This window comes from Streptomyces sp. EDA2-14 (genome assembly GCF_054963755.1).
In genome coordinates, this window is record NZ_JBUEGE010000007.1 from 21,903 (window position 1) to 37,509 (window position 15,607).

17 protein-coding genes are annotated in these 15,607 nt (G+C 70.4%); 4 read left to right on the forward strand and 13 right to left on the reverse strand.

Annotated elements, in window-relative coordinates; all coding sequences use genetic code 11:
• Positions 1 to 57 precede the first annotated feature (57 nt).
• From ACY34M_RS19340 to ACY34M_RS19350, 3 genes are read right to left on the reverse strand one after another with little or no spacing between them, the layout of a single operon-like run.
• On the reverse strand, positions 58 to 825 hold the full coding sequence (locus ACY34M_RS19340) for an SDR family NAD(P)-dependent oxidoreductase (protein ID WP_462722876.1): 768 nt from the start codon (positions 823 to 825) through the stop codon (positions 58 to 60).
• A 15-nt stretch (positions 826 to 840) separates the two neighbouring features.
• Positions 841 to 2,271: an MFS transporter gene (locus tag ACY34M_RS19345; protein ID WP_462722877.1), complete on the reverse strand. Its 1,431-nt coding sequence runs from the start codon at positions 2,269 to 2,271 to the stop codon at positions 841 to 843.
• Positions 2,268 to 2,555: an Atu4866 domain-containing protein gene (locus ACY34M_RS19350; protein WP_462722878.1), complete on the reverse strand. Its 288-nt coding sequence runs from the start codon at positions 2,553 to 2,555 to the stop codon at positions 2,268 to 2,270. Before ACY34M_RS19350 ends, ACY34M_RS19345 begins: the two co-directional genes overlap by 4 nt.
• A 137-nt stretch (positions 2,556 to 2,692) precedes the next feature.
• Between ACY34M_RS19350 and ACY34M_RS19355 the strand changes: the two genes are divergently transcribed.
• Entirely contained in the window at positions 2,693 to 3,544 is an 852-nt protein-coding gene (locus ACY34M_RS19355; RefSeq protein ID WP_462722879.1) for a helix-turn-helix transcriptional regulator, read from the forward strand.
• Between the two features lie 98 nt (positions 3,545 to 3,642).
• Here ACY34M_RS19355 and ACY34M_RS19360 read toward each other — a convergent pair whose 3' ends face one another.
• Entirely contained in the window at positions 3,643 to 4,464 is an 822-nt protein-coding gene (locus ACY34M_RS19360) for an alpha/beta fold hydrolase (RefSeq protein WP_462722880.1), read from the reverse strand.
• A 352-nt stretch (positions 4,465 to 4,816) separates the two neighbouring features.
• Between ACY34M_RS19360 and ACY34M_RS19365 the strand changes: the two genes are divergently transcribed.
• Positions 4,817 to 5,074 (forward strand): universal stress protein, encoded by a 258-nt coding sequence (locus tag ACY34M_RS19365; RefSeq protein ID WP_462722881.1) that lies wholly within the window; start codon positions 4,817 to 4,819, stop codon positions 5,072 to 5,074.
• Between the two features lie 93 nt (positions 5,075 to 5,167).
• Here the strand turns inward: ACY34M_RS19365 and ACY34M_RS19370 are convergent, their stop codons facing one another.
• The 4 genes from ACY34M_RS19370 to ACY34M_RS19385 all read right to left on the reverse strand — a co-directional run bounded on the left by ACY34M_RS19370 (position 5,168) and on the right by ACY34M_RS19385 (position 8,836).
• Positions 5,168 to 5,602 (reverse strand): Hsp20/alpha crystallin family protein, encoded by a 435-nt coding sequence (locus ACY34M_RS19370; RefSeq protein WP_462722882.1) that lies wholly within the window; start codon positions 5,600 to 5,602, stop codon positions 5,168 to 5,170.
• Positions 5,603 to 5,990: 388 nt separating this feature from the next.
• A complete protein-coding gene (locus tag ACY34M_RS19375) occupies positions 5,991 to 6,521 on the reverse strand; it encodes a DUF2231 domain-containing protein (protein WP_462722883.1) in 531 nt (176 codons plus the stop codon).
• 613 nt (positions 6,522 to 7,134) lie between these two features.
• On the reverse strand, positions 7,135 to 8,400 hold the full coding sequence (locus tag ACY34M_RS19380; protein WP_462722884.1) for an alpha/beta hydrolase: 1,266 nt from the start codon (positions 8,398 to 8,400) through the stop codon (positions 7,135 to 7,137).
• Positions 8,401 to 8,518: 118 nt separating this feature from the next.
• Positions 8,519 to 8,836, reverse strand: coding sequence for a hypothetical protein (locus ACY34M_RS19385; RefSeq protein WP_462722885.1), 318 nt, complete (start codon positions 8,834 to 8,836; stop codon positions 8,519 to 8,521).
• A 414-nt stretch (positions 8,837 to 9,250) separates the two neighbouring features.
• Between ACY34M_RS19385 and ACY34M_RS19390 the strand changes: the two genes are divergently transcribed.
• Both ACY34M_RS19390 and ACY34M_RS19395 read left to right on the forward strand, forming a co-directional pair.
• Positions 9,251 to 9,646, forward strand: a complete 396-nt coding sequence (locus tag ACY34M_RS19390) for a hypothetical protein (RefSeq protein WP_462722886.1) — start codon at positions 9,251 to 9,253, stop codon at positions 9,644 to 9,646.
• Between the two features lie 132 nt (positions 9,647 to 9,778).
• Positions 9,779 to 9,982, forward strand: a complete 204-nt coding sequence (locus ACY34M_RS19395; RefSeq protein ID WP_462722887.1) for a transposase — start codon at positions 9,779 to 9,781, stop codon at positions 9,980 to 9,982.
• Positions 9,983 to 10,045: 63 nt separating this feature from the next.
• Here the strand turns inward: ACY34M_RS19395 and ACY34M_RS19400 are convergent, their stop codons facing one another.
• Genes ACY34M_RS19400 through biuH form a run of 5 tightly spaced genes read right to left on the reverse strand, consistent with a single transcriptional unit; the run spans position 10,046 to position 15,606 of the window.
• Positions 10,046 to 10,696 (reverse strand): alpha/beta fold hydrolase, encoded by a 651-nt coding sequence (locus ACY34M_RS19400; protein ID WP_462722888.1) that lies wholly within the window; start codon positions 10,694 to 10,696, stop codon positions 10,046 to 10,048.
• A complete protein-coding gene (gene atzD, locus ACY34M_RS19405; RefSeq protein ID WP_462722889.1) occupies positions 10,693 to 11,763 on the reverse strand; it encodes a cyanuric acid amidohydrolase in 1,071 nt (356 codons plus the stop codon). The genes ACY34M_RS19400 and atzD overlap by 4 nt, the downstream gene beginning before the upstream one ends.
• Positions 11,760 to 13,175, reverse strand: coding sequence for a nucleobase:cation symporter-2 family protein (locus ACY34M_RS19410; RefSeq protein ID WP_462722890.1), 1,416 nt, complete (start codon positions 13,173 to 13,175; stop codon positions 11,760 to 11,762). Before ACY34M_RS19410 ends, atzD begins: the two co-directional genes overlap by 4 nt.
• Complete coding sequence (gene atzF / locus ACY34M_RS19415; RefSeq protein ID WP_462722891.1) at positions 13,172 to 14,923, reverse strand: allophanate hydrolase; 1,752 nt, start codon at positions 14,921 to 14,923, stop codon at positions 13,172 to 13,174. The genes ACY34M_RS19410 and atzF overlap by 4 nt, the downstream gene beginning before the upstream one ends.
• The gene (gene biuH / locus ACY34M_RS19420; RefSeq protein WP_462722892.1) at positions 14,920 to 15,606 is read right to left on the reverse strand and encodes a biuret amidohydrolase; all 687 of its coding nucleotides are present in this window, start codon (positions 15,604 to 15,606) and stop codon (positions 14,920 to 14,922) included. The genes atzF and biuH overlap by 4 nt, the downstream gene beginning before the upstream one ends.
• Position 15,607: the final 1 nt, after the last annotated feature.

The window sequence follows — 15,607 nt, forward strand, 5'->3', positions numbered from 1 at the left end:
GTACACTACATAGGAACGGATGTTCTTATCGTGTCGCGCCTGTCCATGCGTGGTGGATCAGGCGGCGGTGAAGCCGCCGTCCGCGGCGAGTACGGCGCCCGTGACGAAGGCGGACCGTGGGGAGGCCAGGAAACACAGGACTTCCGCGATCTCGCGGGGCTGCGCCACCCTGCGCAGGGGGTGGACGTCCGCGAAGGACGCGAGATAGGCGCGGCTGTCGGAACGGAAGGTGTCGAGGAAGTCGGTCTCGACGACGCCTGCGGCGACGAGGTTCGCGCGGATGCCCAGGGGGCCGCCCTCCAGTGCCAGCACCTTGGTCAGTTGGGCGAGGGCCCCCTTCGACGCGCTGTAGGCGACCCCTTCGGGCAGACCGACGGTGGACGCGTACGAACCGGTGCTGACGATGGCGCCGCCGCCGCGCTCCTGCATCGCCCGGAAGGCTTCGCGGGCGAAGAGGAAGGCGCCGCGGGCGTTGACGTCCATCACGCTGTCCCAGTCCTGTGCGGTGGTGTGCGTAACGGGCTTGTTCAGGGTGCGTCCGGCGTTGTTGACCAGGATGTCCAGTCCGCCGAAGACGTCGACGGCTGTCCTCACCGTGCGGGTGGCGGTCTCTTCGGCGGTGACGTCGCCCGTCATGGTCACGACCCCGGGCAACTCGTCCGACAGAGCCGCGAGTTCGGGACGTGTGTCGAGGGCGACGACGTGCGCGCCGCGGGTGTGGAGAAGGGATACGGTCTCCCTGCCGATGCCGCGTGCGGCGCCCGTGACGAGGGCTGTCTTCCCGGCGAACTCGGCGGCTTCGGTGGACGGTGTCGTGGATGTCATTCGGGTGCTCCGTCGTCAGTGGTCCCGGCCGTCGGGCCGGTGTCGGATCAGGAGGGCGGCGCCCAGGCCGGCGAGCACGGTGGCGACCATGACGCCGGTACCGAGGCCGTAGCCCGCCAGAGGGTCGCCCCGGTCCGCCCGCTGTCCGGCTTCGACGGCCGCGGTGACCAGGGCGAGTACGACGGCGCCGCCGATCTGCATGAAGGTGTTGAGCAGCGCTCCCGCCAGCCCCTGGTCCCCGTCGGGCACCCCGGCCACCGCGCTCATGTTCAGCGCGGGGAAGGTCGCCGCGGTACCGATCCCGTTGACGACCATGACGGGCAGGACCACGGTGAGGAAGGAGCTGTCGGGGCCGATCCGGAAGAACAGGACGTAGGACAGCGCGAGAAGCAGCATGCCGCCGGCGATCATCCGGTGCGCGCCGAACCGGGCGGCGAGCCGCCCCGCGTACGGGGCCAGCGCGCCGTTGGCGAGGCCCAGGGGGACGAAGGCACCGGCGGTCTGCAGCGGTGTCCAGTCCAGCACGTTCTGCAGGTAGAGCGTGGCGAGGAACGCGAACGACGTGTACGCGCCCCACATGGCGAAGATCGTCAGGTTGGCGCCCGCGGTCGCGCGCCTCGTGAGGAAGGACAGCGGAACCAAGGGCCTGCGCGCGCGGGACTCCACACGGAGGAACAGGGCGAACATGCCGGCCGCGACGGTGAGCAGGACGAGGGTGTGGGCCGAGAGCCAGCCGTGCGACGGAGCCTGCGTGAGGGCGTAGACCAAGAGCATCAGCGCTCCGGTGGCGGTCAGCGCGCCGGGCACATCGATCCTCTCGCGTGTGCCGCTCCGGGCGTCCGCCGGCAGCAGGCGCGGCCCCGCCAGCAGTGCCGTCACGGCGATGGGCACCGGGAGCGCGAAGACCAGCCGCCACGACAGTTCGGTCAGTACGCCGCCGAGCACGAGCCCTCCGATGAAGCCGCAGGCACCGGCGGTGGCGTACCAGCCGAGCGCGCGCCCGCGCTGCTGGCCCTCCGGCCAGTTGGTGGTGATCAGGGAGAGGGCGGCCGGGGCCAGGAAGCCCGCGGCGATCCCCTTCACCAGTCGCGCCGCGATCAGCGTGCCGGGGGTCGGAGCGAGCGCTCCGAGCACGCTCACCACGCCGAAAACGGCGACCGCGGTCAGGAAGGCGCGTCGTCGACCGAACAGATCGGCGACCCGGCCCCCCAGGAGAAGAAACCCGCCGTAGCCGAGGGCATAGGCGGACACCACCCACTGCAGGGAACCCGAGGCCATGCCCAGGTCACGCTGGATCGCGGGCAGGGCCACGCCGACGTCGGACAGGTCGATGGCGTCCATGAAATGAGCTGCGCACAGCACCAGCAGAGCCAGGGTGCCGGGCGGAGGGGCGACCTCGGTCACGGCCCCGGTCCGGTCGGCGAGGGCGTCGGCGTGCTCACTCATGAGGGGTTCTCCGTCCGCTTCTCGCGGTGGAGCACGAGGTGCTCGTGGTAGAGCACGCCGTCCCGGATGTCGCCCGTGGCCGTGAAGCCGGTGTCGTCGACGTAGTCGAGGTGGTCGCCGGTGACCGTGTACCGGCCGGTGTACGCGCTGCGCCGGTTTCCCCGGGCCTCGTCGTAGCGCCCGTCCGGCAACAGCTCCTGACGGATGTGACCGTCCGCGGTCACCCACATGCCGACCACGTCGGCGTTCCCGGGCTCGCGGCCGTTCCGTGCATCGCCGTCCATCACATTGCCTTCCTCGGTGGGTGCGGTTGTCTTGCCCGACCGAGTCTGCGCAGGTCAATGAGGGTGTGCCAGGGTGCTCTCAGCCCGGGTGCGGCACACCCGGGCAGTGCGAGCGGCCGCTGTCTAGCCTGGGGGCCATGGACGACAACCACCTCGGGGAATTCCTCCGCGCGCGCCGCGCAGGCCTGCGGCCACAGGACGTCAACATGGCGAGTCACGGTGTGCGCAGGGTCGCCGGACTGCGCCGCGAGGAGGTCGCCGTCCTGGCTGGCGTCAACGCCGACTACTACACCCGGCTTGAGCAGGGCCGTGAGCGCCACCCCTCGCCACAAGTGCTGGACGCGCTCAGCCGCGCCCTCCTGCTCGACACGGACGCCCGCGACCACCTGCACCGCCTGGCCGGAGTCTCACCGGACGGCAAGGGGTCCCTCCATACCGCGGAGCACGTCAGTCCGGCGCTGCGTCAACTGATGGACGGCTACCCGCACACCCCGGCGTTCGTGATGAGCCGCACCCTCGACCTCCTGGCTGCCAACACCCTGGCCGACGCGCTGTACGCGCCCTTCATTTCTGCGGACAACCTGGCCCGCATGACCTTCCTCGACCCGGCGGGACGGCAGTTCTTCCGGGACTGGGACCGGGCCGCCCAGGCCGCGGTGGCCAACCTGCGCCAGGCGAGCGGCTTCGACCCCGAGCACCCGCGCCTGCGACACCTCGTGGACACGCTGAACGAGCACAGCGCCGAATTCCGGCGGCTGTGGGCGCAACACACGGTGCGCGGCAAGACTCAGGACGCCAAGGAACTCCTCCACCCGGACGTCGGCCCGCTCTCCCTGACCTACCAGTCCTTCGACGTCCGCGATGCTCCGGGCCAGCAACTCGTCATCTACCACGCCGAACCGGGCAGTCCCTCCGCCCAAGCGCTGGCCCTGCTCGGCTCCCTGCACGCCAGCGGCAGGCGGGCCGCGTCCCATGGGGCCGGGCACTGACTGCCGTGGCATGCCCCCGCACAGGAAGAAGGCGCACTGTCTTCGCGGGGCCCACAGGCCGGGGGCACCCACTCATCGGCCCCGCGGTTCAGCGCAGTTCAGACTGATGCGAATTCACCCGTCAGACTGCCCAACAGCCGGCCGGGTGCGTCCTCTTGGAGGAGGTGGCCAGCGTCCTCGATCCAGTGCAGCTCCGCGTGCGGGAGGTGTTCGTGCAGCCACTCGGCGTACTTCGGCGGGAGAATGCGGTCCTCGCGGCCCCAGACGATCCGTACCGGAATCGACACACCGCCCAGCAGGTGCTCGTACGCGACCGTGTCCGCCTGCCTGATCTGGCTGTACTGACGGTAGAACGCCGCCTGCCCTGCTTCGCCCCGCCACGGTGCGAGGAACGCGTCGAGGACTCCCGGCCGGAAGCCGGCATGCGTGGCATGCCGCAGGTGGCTCGCGACCAGCGCTTCGTGGGCGTAGTCCGGAAGCTTGCGGAAGACGTCCTCGTGCTCCAGGAAGAGCCGGAACAGTCCCCGCTCCCACTCGCCGCCGCTCACCGCGTCGAAGAGGGTCAGGTCCCGGTACTTCCTCTCCTCCAGCAGCAGAGTCCGTAGCGCCACCGCCCCGCCGATGTCATGGGCCACGACGCTGGGGCGGGACAGCCCCCAGTGGTCGAGGAGCCGTGCGAAGTTCCTCGAGTGAGCCGCGAGGCTCAGGTCCTGGCCCTCGCGCTGCTCGGACTGGCCGAAGCCGAGATGGTCGAAGAAGAAGACCTTGCGGTTACGGGCGAGCGCGGGAGCGATGTCCCGCCACAGGAAGGAGGAGTACGGCGTGCCGTGCACCAGCACGAGTGGGTCTCCGCTGCCCAGGGTCCCCCATCGCATCACCCCTCCGGGTGTCTCGAATCCCTCGTCCAGTGTCCAGTCCACTCTTGTCTCCTCTCCTGCCTCGTGAGCACCACATTCCACGCGGAGCGCTCTTCGATGCCTCATCAGCAAGAACCTGCCGCACCCGCGGGGGCCTCGGGCTCATCAGCCTCACGTCTTGTTTCCAAGCGCGCCTACCACGGGGGCAGTACCCGGGAAGACCCTTGACAAGCAGGCTGGGGCCTCGGAGCCTCGGGGCGCCCCTCGCGGGCACGCGTCAGGGACCTTCGGCCCTCCCACCGGATCCCCACAGGCCCCGGCGAATCGCACTGCATGCGCGGGACATTGAGGAGGTGGGGCCAGAGCGTCCCACCCACACCGAGGAGGTGCGCACGTCCCTGGACTGAAGGCGGAGTTGGAAGCACAGGTCCGTCGGGCCGTGGCCGAGGTGGTGCAGCCGTGGCGGGCCAAATTCCCCGGCGTCGACGTGGTGGAGGAGGTCGTCCTCGGCGGCGCCGGCCTGTCCTTGGTGGCGGACTCGCGCAATGCGTCGCTCGTCGTGGTCGGATGCCGCAGGCGCCACCTGCCGATCGGCGGCGGCCGCATCGGACCGGTGACGCAGGCCGTACTGCATCACTGCGCCGCACCAGTGGCGGTGGTCCCGCACGGCTGAGGGGGCGGCGACGGCCTGGCCTCGACCGCATGGCGAGCGGGGCGCAGCGTGTCCGGAGCGCCCTGCTCGTCGCGTACCCGAGCGTCCCAGCGGTCAGGGTGTCTCGCGCCGCACCGGGATCGTCCGGGTGTCGGTCTTCGCGGCCTGGGCCAGCGGGATTGTCACGGTGAGGATGCCGTCCTTGTAGTCGGCCTTCGCCTCCTCCCAGAGCGTTCCCGAGGGGAGCCGTACGGCGCGGGCGTAGCTGCCGTATCGGAACTCCGTGCGGCGCTTCTGCGTCGTCTGTGCCGTGCGCTCCGCGTGCAGCGTCAGGACATCCCCGGTGACGCTGATTTCGATGTCCTTGTCCGGGTCGAGTCCCGGCAGTTCGGCGGACAGTGTGTAGCCGTCGTCCGTGAGCTGCTCCTCGACACGGATGCCGTGCAGCGAGGGAGCGGCCCGGTGCGCGGGAAGGCCGCCGAGCCCCGACTCGATCAAGTCGAACAGGTCTGGCAGCACCGGAGGCCGCCATTCCATCATGCCGCTCATGAGGAACCTCCCGTCCGGTCCAGCGGATTGGCCACCATCAGCGTCTCTCCCGTGGGGAAGGCGGCCCAGGGCCATATCGGTCCGAATCAGGGACGGACGGCCCCTGCCCCAGCGAGCCGAGACAGGCCACGAAACGCAGACATCCGGGCCGCGCGCCGTCCACGTCGCACCGTCCGTGGCACCTGGGCCGCGCCTGGTCCGGATCTGGCGCTGCGCCGGCCGTGCCGCGGTTGGGTGCGCAGCGCGCGGTCCCGCAGCGCAGGCGGCGCCTCCCTCGGCGGGCCCGGGCGCAAGGACGACGGCGCCGCGCGCCACGAGCCGACTGAATGCTGCGCAGCCGGAAGCCGCGCCACCACCTTCGGTTCACGCAGCTCGATCGAGAGCCGGTTCAGCCCCGGTCGGTGTGCGCGGTGGCGGAGTAGCCGTCGTGCCAGACGGCCTTGGCGCCGGAGTCGCCGATCCTGTAGACCTGCGCGACGGCCCCGACGCCGACGGCGAGGGCCAAGACGGCGGCAGCGATGCGTACTGGCACAGCCACCAGGGTCTTGGCGGCTCGAGTTGGGGTTGTGCCAGTGTCGGAACCCGTCCGGGCGGCTCGTCGGTACACCCACCACACTCCTGTGGTAATGACGAACAGTCCGATCACCCACGGCAGGAGCTGGTCACCGAGTTCGGTGTGCTTGCGGACCAGGGGATCACTGTCGACGTGCTGTTCCAGCCACTCACCGGCGTGCGTCGTCAGAGGCACGCTGATCAAGGATGCGAGGGCCAGAACCGGCAGCGCGAGGCCGAACCGGTGCATGACCGGCGGGAAGGCGGCACTCGCGACGAGGGCGAGGGCCGTCAGAGGCACGAGGACCACGACGACGTGGACGAGCAGAACGTGCGCGGGCAGGCCGTTGATGAGGTCGGGTCCCATAGAGTCTCCTTGGGCGTGGCGCTGCGTGAAGGGCAGGGGATGGTGCGGCGGCGTGTGTTCCGGTCCGCATACGCGGACGTCGTGGTGAACATGGCGGTCTTCGGGCCCCGGATCGCCGTTTTCCGGTGACGGACGGCCAGCCTCACAGCCGAACCTCTGCGTACCTTCTGAAGAAGACGGATGCAGGCCGTCGGCGAGGAGATTCAGAGAGAACTCAGAGCCACGGCCCGTCGTGCCGGATCCGTCGCCGACCCTCAATCGAATCAAGTGGAGCGTGTCCCCTCGACCAGGCCCCATCAGCATGCGGGTCTCGCTCCGGGACAGGAACGCAACCTCTGGCAGGGAGTGTCCGGGCACTGTCGGACAGGGCCATGTCCACGAGGCAGCAGATTTCCGCGATGCGGAGGCGTAGTTCCCTGTCCAGCAAGCTCGTCTTCGGGCGGCCTCTGCGTCCTCCAAAGATTCCTGCCGGGCCCACCGAGCCTGACGACGGGCGCCGATCCTCCCCGAAGGGTCATCGGCAGCAGGCGCGCGATGATCTTCGGCAAGGGCAGGGACGGCGGTGTTGACCGTCTCTGCCACGAGTCTGACGCCAACTCTGGAAACGCCCTGTTCACATGCGGTTCGGCCGAGTCGACACATTGCCGTCACTGGTCCCGGGCAGGCCGCGCTCAGTGCGAGACCGCCCGTGCACTGTGCCGCGGCTCCGGGGCGGCGTCGTGTCCTGAGGGAAGGTCAGCTGCCTGCCCATCCACTCCAGGGCGGGGCCGATCTCCCGCCGCCATGTCGTGAAGTGATGGCTGCCGTGCGACAGGATGATGCGCGCCGATGTCATCGGCGGCCTGACGGCCCTGAGGAACCGTATCGACGGCCCGTAATCGGGCTCGCCCTGCCGTGAGGTCGCCACGAGGACCGAGACCCTTGGCACCGGAAGATGCCGCAGGCGCCACACCAGATCGTGCCCCTGTTGGCGACGCCGCGCGTTGGGCCCACTCCCGAACAAGCTGCCTGTCGTCAGATCGTCGGTTACGCGGTAGTCGGCGGACAGCGCGGCCGCGGACGTGTACACCTTCGGATCACGCAGGGCGAGCTGGAGGGCGCAGGTGCCGCCGGAGGAGTAGCCGAGCGCGCCCCAGGCGCTGGAGTCGTGCCCCACCCGGTACTTCGACTTGATCGCCTCGGGCAGGTCTTTGGTGAAGAACGTCTCCGCCTGCGGACCGCCGGGCACGTCCACGCACTCGGTGTCGCGCGGCGGCGCGATGGTGGGCCGCACCATGACGATCACCGTCGGCTGCATGTGGCCCGAGGCCGCCAACGTTTCTGCCGTTTGCGGAACATGGAGGTACTGGGCGAGGTTCACAATGCCGCCCGGATAGCCGCTGATCGTCACGATCACCGGGAAGCGCTGCCGGTGGTACTGATGCTGGAAGTACTGTGGCGGCAGGTACACGAACGCGGGGTCGATGGCATGTGATCGCCTACCGATGATCTGTACCGACTCGACGCGCCCCACACGAGCGGGCGATCCGATCGGCAGGTCCTGCACCCGATCCAGGCCCTGTGGCCCGGCGGGCCGCACGAGGCCTCTGCTCGTCGAGTACACACGGCCCCCGGCGCCGGGTTCCGTGATCTGCGCGGGTGCCGTGGGGACACGGCCGAGCAGGTCGTCCCACGAGCTGTAGAAGTCGAAGCTCGCGTTCACCGCCACCGCGCACGCCGTCAGGAGCGCCAGTTGCGTCGCCGCGATGATGCCGAGCCTCGCGAGCACGGCCATCGGGCCGCGCCGGGCCAGCCTCGGCCAGACCCACACCGTGAATCCCACGCACGCCAGCGCCAGCAGTGCCGTCGTGTACTCAAGCGCCCGACCCGTCAGGCTCATATTCCCTCCACCTCTCACCGGGGGCGGGGGAAACTGTCATCAAGGGCAGCTCCCTCGGGAGAAGAACTATTGTCCGGCCGATGGGGTTCGCTTCCTCCGCGCGTTCTTACCCTTCTCCTTACTTGCCCTCACTCTGCTGCTGACCTGCGCGCCTACGCTCGGCAATCGTGAAGCCCCGCCCTGCGCCACCGTCGGTCACACCTGCCTGCTCATCGGGCTCGTCGACATCGCGACGGCCGTCTCCCCGCAGATGCGCGCCGGCCGGATCGAGCGCATAGCCGCCTGCGTTCCCGGCCTCACCGAAGACCTGGCGCGCGCCGCCGCCCTCGTCTCCGGAGTCCTCCTCGTGCTGCTCGAGCGCGGACTGCGGCGCCGCAAACGGCGCGCGTGGGTGGCGGCCGTCGCCCTGCTCGCCCTGAGACGGACTCGTGGGCATGCACGGGCCGTTGAGTTACGACAGCGACGGGATCGGCGACGCCGCCCGTCTGGTGGAGTTCTGCATGGATGCTGGCCGGGACTTCCGATGACCAGCCACTCGATCCCGACAGAAATGAAGCCATGGATGCCCGCCGTCGGTGCCCACAGGTGCGGACCAGGTCGAGACGGTCGTCCGGGCATCCATGCCAAGGAATGCGTCGGTGTCGCGTATGTCTACAGGCACAGGGGGGATGGATCTCGTTGCACCGCGGGCTGTTGCGCGGCGTCGCTACCGGAGACCGGCCATCGAGTGCAAAGGGGAAAATGCAGTGAAGCGTCTCGAAAAGTACCCACCTTCACCAGGCCCGTTCACGACGATCCTGCCGAACAAGAAACCCCCGCACGCGGGTTCCAACGCAGGTCCCGGATGGTCGTGGATGGCCGTGTCCGCGCCGTTCTCGTCGTCGGGCCATCCGCCGCCAAGTACCGGTGGCAGGTGTTCCAGGAGGAAGGTCAGGCCCGCGCGGATTTGCAGCAACTCCTCGACGAGGGCACCTGTCCCGGGGACGGCGGCAAGACTGCTGCGGTGCTGCGCCAAGCCGAGGGCGGTGAGGTGCTTCTGATAGCCAATACCTTCTGGGCGTTCGGCCTGTACCGGGTCCAGGAAGGAGAGACCGGTGCCGCGGCCGGCTGTTCCTTCTACGACGGTTTGGTGGTCACGATGGAGAACGATCACGGACTTCTCCTGAGCGTCCGGGGCGATGCCATCGACGGACGGTCATCGCTGTTCCGCTGGTCGGACGCGGGGCGCGGGTTCGTTCTGAGATAGCGCGCCGCAGGGGCAAGTGACTGTGCGGGCTCGGTGCACCCACTATCCGCTATCCGCACGTGGCTTGTGCGACGGGCGGTTCAGGTCGTTTGGAAGCATGGTCCCGGACGGGGATCGGCCGGGCTGGGCTGGATGGGCCGGCTCCGAACCGGGGTGCCGTGGCGGGATCTGTCTGAACATTTCGGTCCGCGGAAGAGGGTGTACGAGAGGCATCGGCAACGGTCGGCGGACGACACCTGGGCGAGGAGCTTCGCGGCCGTCCTGGTCGACGCTGATGCCGAGGGTCGTGTCGAAACGCACGCTGTTGATCGGCCCGTTCTACGACCCCGTGGATGACGCAGCCCACCAGATGTCGGGCGGCCATGTCACCCCCGGCTCCCTGCCGGCCGCCTTCGGCTCCTATTGAGGTGCATCACCCTGATTCGTGTGGGCGTGGGTTCGGATGGTGGTGGCGAAGGCCCGGGGGGATTCCAGGTGCGCGGCGTGAGAGGCGCCGGGGATGGTTGTCCAGGGCAGGTTGCAATGGTGGCCGAGGGCGGTGACGGAGGCGTGGCGCGGTGGGGGTGAGCGTGTGCCGACGGTGAGCAGGACGGGTCCGCAGTGGTGCGGCGGGGGTGTGGGTTCGAAGGCGCGGAACATCGCGAACTCGCGTTCCACTGCTCCCGGTTCCGCCGGGGCGTCGGCTCCGGTCCATTCCGGGCCGTACAGCGCGCGGCCGAACCCGGTGACACCACTGGTGCGCAGGCCCTCTGCGACGTGGGCGAGCAGTCCTGGTGCCAGCGATCCGGCGGCGGGTTCGTGGAGGACGGCCGCGCGGAACGGCACGCCGCGGGAGGCGAGTTCGAGGCCGAGCGTGGCTCCGCCGCTGACACCGGCGACGATCGCGTCCGTGCACACTTCCGTGAGCGCGGCGACTTCGGTGTCCAGGTCGCCCGAGCACGGCCGGTCCGGGCAGATCACCTCGTAGTCGGTGAGGTGCGGCAGCATCCTGTGCCAGATGCGCGAGGTCGTGGCGGCGCCGTGGATCAGTACCAGGCGGGGTCGGCTCATGCGTCGGGCACCCGGTAGACGAGGGTGACGCTGCCGCCGCCGGGCGGTCCCTGGTGTTCGGCGCCGCCGGAGACGTACAGCGCGGTGGTGCCGGCCAGCGCGGACAGCAGGCCGCCGACCGCGGCTCTGGCGTGGCGGGTCGAGTGCAGGTCGGAGTCGGTGAGCATGGTGTGTCGCCGGCCCCGCACCAGGCCGGAGGGGTCGGCCTCGGCCTTGGCGAAGACCTGCACGAGTTCCCCGCCCTCGGCGGCGACCCGGTCGAACAGGGGGCGCAGGGAAGCCAGGTCGATGGCGTCGCGCATGGTTCCGTGGACGGCTCGCAGCGGACTACTGGCATGGCGGCTGGTGCCGAGGACGAGCACATGGCAGTCGGTCAGTTCGGCGCCGGCGCTGGCTGAGGCACGCGACGACCACACCCGGGTGGTGTCTCGGTCTGCCAGAGCGGCCAGGGCCTGGTCCTCGGAGCACTCGCCGAGTGCCAGCGCGATGCCCAGTGCGGCGGCGGCGCGGGAGCGGGCCATGGATTCGTAGGTGTCGTCGGTGACCGGTTCGTTGTCCGCGGCGCGGCAGGCGGCGATGCGATCGGAGGTGAGCAGTGGGCACTTGACCAGGACCAGGTCCACTTCCTCTGGGGCAAGGCCCAGGCGCTTGGTCAGATCGGTCACCACGTCGCGGACCGCAGCGAGTTGGGGCTCGCGGCCCACCTCGTCGGGTGTCAGGTCACGGGTGCGGCCGGCGGCGGCGACGAGGCCGCGGTCGTGGCCGGGACGGGGAGTCGGGTCGGCGACGATCAGGTTGACGTGCGGGCTCAGGACGCCTTCGGTGCCTCCGGAGAAGACCGTGATCGTGTCGGGCGGCAGAACGGGTTCCCAGCGGGCGGTGGCCAGGGTGCGGCTGAAGTCGTTGACGCAGCCGTTCCCTTCGGTCTTTCCCACCACGGCGAGTACGTCGGTGGGGGAGTGGCCACCGGCGCGAAGTGCTTCGAGAGGGGCGAGGTCGCCCGGCTCGGAGGTGGGTGTCCGCAGCAGATCGACGGTAGCGGGGGTGTGGTCCGTGGCAGGGGTCATGGGCGCTCCTTCGTAGGAGTGGCGGTGGCGCCGCCGGCGTTGCTGCGGACAGCGGGGCGGTTGACCGCGAGGTGGTGGAAGAAGAGGTTGAGGAAGAAGGCGACGATGACGGCGCTGGAGATGGCACCGCCGGCGATGATCCGGAACCACGACGGGAAGCCGTCGTACAGGTGGGGCGCGACGACCGGGATCATGCCGACGCCGAGGGCCAGTGCCACGATCATGCCGTTGTGGGTGCCGTCGTAGTCGACTCGGCTGAGGGTGCGGATTCCGGTGATGGCGATCATCGCGAACATCACCAGGCTGACCGAGCCGATCACCGGTCCCGGCAGCGAGGCCACGACCTCGCCCGGCTTGGGCATCAGGCCGAGCAGAACGAGGAGCAGGCCCGCCGCCGCGGTGGTGAAGCGGCTGCGTACCCCGGTCATGCGGAGCAGGCTGACGTTCTGCGCGAAGACCGTGTCGGGGAAGGAGGTCGCCACCCCGGCCGCGGCGCTCGACAGGCCGTCGGCGGCCAGGCCGCGCGCCAGTTCGTCACGCCCCACCGGGCGTCCGGTCATCTCGCCCGTCTCCATCAGGTACGCCGTGGACTCCGCGAAGATGACCAGCATGACCACGCACATCGACACCACGGCGGCCACCGGGAACTCCGGGGCTCCGAAGTGGAACGGGTCGGGGACGCCGAACCAGTCGGTGCCCGCGACCGAGCCGAAGTCGGTCATGCCGAGCGCGGCCGCGGCGCCGGTGCCCACCAACAGGCCGACCAGGACGACGGTTTGGGCGAGGAAGCCCCGGGCGAACCGGGTGAGTACGACGATCAGCGCCACCACGCCCGCGGCGAGCACGAGCCGGTCCGTGGAATCGTAGCCGGGATCGTCTGGGTCGCTGCCCGCGATGAGCTCGACCGCCTTGCCGACGAGGGACAGGCCGATGACGGTCACGGCCGTGCCCCTGACCACCGGCGGGAAGAACCGCACCAGCCGCGCGAACGGCCAGGCGATCAGCATGCCGAAGACACCGGCGGCGATCATCGAGCCGTAGACGGCGGGCAGGCCGTACTGGCCCTGGATGGTGATCATCGGGGTGACCGCGGTGAACGAGGCACCTGCCACCACCGGCAGCCGGGCGCCGAACAGGCGGCTGAGGCCCAGGCTCTGGACGAGCGTGATGAGTCCGGCGATCAGCAGATCGGCGGTGACGAGCAACCCGATGGTGTGGGTGTCGAGGCCGGCCGCCGCACCGAAGACCAGAGGTACGGCGACGCAGCCGGAGTACATGACGGCGACGTGCTGCGCGCCGAGCGCGCCGAGGTGGGCCAGCGGGGGACGCCGGTCCACCGGGTGGGTCGGCTCGGCGGTGGCCGGCCCGATGGGGCGGTTTTCCGGGGCCGTCTTGGTGCTGTCGGTGCTCACACCGGGCTTCTTTCGTCGGATCCGGCTGCCGAGGAGGTGTCGTGGTGGTGCAGGTAGATCCGCCAGTCCTGGTACTCGGAGATGTCCGGGGACTCGGCCGCGGCGTGCGACTCGCACAGGAAGCCGGTCGCGGTGGTGCCGTCGTCAAGGCGTACCCGGCCGAGCGTCATCGGCTCCGGCAGCGAGGCCAGGAATCGGCCCAGTGCCGCCGGGGGCAGCGCCCACAACTCACCCGCGAAGGACAGCCCCTGGCGGGCGGCGGGGACCCGCAGCAGCCCGGGGCGGGGCGGGGTGCCGGGCAGGGCGACCATCCGGTAGTGCGCGGCGGTGCGCACCGGGCGGAGAAGACGGGCGCCGAGCCGCGTCAGTTGGGGGTTCAAGGGCTGTCCGGTGAGGTGGGCGCCGAAGACGGCCAGCGGCAGGCCCGGCGGGCCCCACCCGGTGTCCCGGCTGCCCGCGCCGGGCCCGGGTGCGAACAGAGCGGCGACATCGGCGGCGACGCGGTCGGCGAAGGCCCGTGCGACGACGGTGACCCCGAAGGGGCCGCCGTCCACCGAGCCCGCCGGGACCGCCACCGCCGACAGGTCCAGCAGGTTGACGAAGGTGGTGAACGTGCCCAGGCGGCTGTTGACCCCGATCGGGTCGGCGGCCACCTCGTCGAGCGTCGGGTGGGCGGGGGCGGTGGGGAGCAACAGCGCATCGCAGTCCTTGATCCGCTCCATGGCCTGCCACCGCAACTGCTCCAGCCGTCCCAGATCTTCGGCGTAGCGGTGGGCCGGCAGGTGCTCGGCGTCGCCGATGATGGCTCGCACGCTGGGATCGATGTCGTCGGTTTTGTCGGCGATGAATGCGCCTACGGCGGCGAAGCGTTCAGCCGCGAACCCGCCTTCGTACAGCAGCTCGCCGGCCTGCAGGAACGGCTCGATGTCGACCGGGACCAAGGTCGCTCCCGCCGCCCGCAGCCGCTTTGTCGCGTCGGCGAAGGCGGCCCGCCAGGTGGCGCTCAGCCCGTTCAGCGCGGAGGCCTCGGGTATCGCGATCCGGGGCGTCGGCGACGCGGCCAGCGGGGCGTCGTCCGGCCAGGTGCGGGTTGTCGCGGTGTCCTCGCCCGCGGCCATGACGGCCGCCGCCGTCTCGGCGGTGGGCAGGGTCGGAGCGAAGACGCTGACGCAGTCGAAGGACCGGGCGGCGGGCACGACGCCGTCGGTCGGCACCAGCCCGATGGTCGGCTTCAGGCCCACGATTCCGGCGAACGCGGCCGGGACGCGGCCCGATCCCGCGGTGTCGGTGCCGAGCGCGAAGTCCACGATGCCCAGGGCCACCGCGACCGCCGAACCGGAGCTCGACCCGCCGCTGATCCGGGCCGGATCGTGTACCGCACGCACCGCGCCGTAGGGGCTGCGGGTGCCGACCAGACCGGTGGCGAACTGGTCGAGATTGGTCTTCCCCACCACGATCGCACCGGCCTCCGTCAGCCGGGCCACCGCCGGGGCGGAGACCCGGGGCCGATAGGCGAAGGAGGGGCAGCCGGCCGTGGTCGGCACTCCGGCGACATCGATGTTGTCCTTGACGGCGAACACCTGCCCTGCCAGCGGGAGTTGCTCCCCAGCGGCCACGCGGGCGTCGATGGCGGTGGCCTCGGCGAGCAGTTCGCGGGCCGGACGCAGCGTGATCCATGCCTCCGGACGTGCGCCCTCGGCCAGCAGCGCCAGCGTCCGCCGTATCCGCGCCGCGGCACCGGCGCTCACGCGGACTCCTTCAGTGCCACCAGCAGTTGGTCGCTCGTGGCCACCGCGCCGAAGATGCCACCCTGCATGGTGATCATGTGCAGCGCGGCCTCGTAGTTGCTCCGCTCCGTGGCACTGGTGCAGTCCGAGAGCAGCAGACACTCGTAGCCGCGGTCGTTGGCCTCGCGCATCGTGGTGTGCACGCACACGTCGGTGGTGATCCCGGTGAGCACCAGGTGTGTGATGCCGCGGGTGCGCAGGACCAGGTCCAGGTCGGTGGCGTAGAAGGAGCCCTTGCCCGGCTTGTCGATCACCAACTCGCCATCGATTGGCGCGACTTCGGGAACTATCTGCCAGCCGGGCTCACCCCGGACCAGGATCCGGCCGCACGGCCCGTCGGTGCCGATCTCGGCACCCATCCGCGCCGACCGCCATCGCTTGTTGGCGGGCAGGTCGGAGAGGTCGGGGCGGTGACCCTCACGGGTGTGGATCACCGTCATCCCTGCCTCGCGGGCGGCGGCCAGCACCCGTGTGGTGGGTTCGAGCCCGGCGCGGGTGAGCGAGACGTCGTAGCCCATGGCATCGACGTAGCCGCCGGGTCCGCAGAAGTCGGTCTGCCAGTCGATGCACAACAAGGCGGTACGCGAGACGGCGAGGGTGCCGTCGTAGGGCCAGGTGTACGGGGTGGCGTCAACGGTGGCCACG

Coding starts and splice junctions, on each gene's coding strand:
- ACY34M_RS19395 (WP_462722887.1), top strand. CDS start 9,779: ATGGGCCGGCTCCGAACCGGGGTGCCGTGGCGGGATCTGTCTGAACAT.
- ACY34M_RS19350 (WP_462722878.1), bottom strand. CDS start 2,555: ATGGACGGCGATGCACGGAACGGCCGCGAGCCCGGGAACGCCGACGTG.
- ACY34M_RS19340 (WP_462722876.1), bottom strand. CDS start 825: ATGACATCCACGACACCGTCCACCGAAGCCGCCGAGTTCGCCGGGAAG.
- ACY34M_RS19370 (WP_462722882.1), bottom strand. CDS start 5,602: ATGAGCGGCATGATGGAATGGCGGCCTCCGGTGCTGCCAGACCTGTTC.
- ACY34M_RS19380 (WP_462722884.1), bottom strand. CDS start 8,400: ATGAGCCTGACGGGTCGGGCGCTTGAGTACACGACGGCACTGCTGGCG.
- ACY34M_RS19375 (WP_462722883.1), bottom strand. CDS start 6,521: ATGGGACCCGACCTCATCAACGGCCTGCCCGCGCACGTTCTGCTCGTC.
- ACY34M_RS19400 (WP_462722888.1), bottom strand. CDS start 10,696: ATGAGCCGACCCCGCCTGGTACTGATCCACGGCGCCGCCACGACCTCG.
- ACY34M_RS19355 (WP_462722879.1), top strand. CDS start 2,693: ATGGACGACAACCACCTCGGGGAATTCCTCCGCGCGCGCCGCGCAGGC.
- ACY34M_RS19345 (WP_462722877.1), bottom strand. CDS start 2,271: ATGAGTGAGCACGCCGACGCCCTCGCCGACCGGACCGGGGCCGTGACC.
- atzD (WP_462722889.1), bottom strand. CDS start 11,763: ATGACCCCTGCCACGGACCACACCCCCGCTACCGTCGATCTGCTGCGG.
- ACY34M_RS19385 (WP_462722885.1), bottom strand. CDS start 8,836: ATGCCCACGAGTCCGTCTCAGGGCGAGCAGGGCGACGGCCGCCACCCA.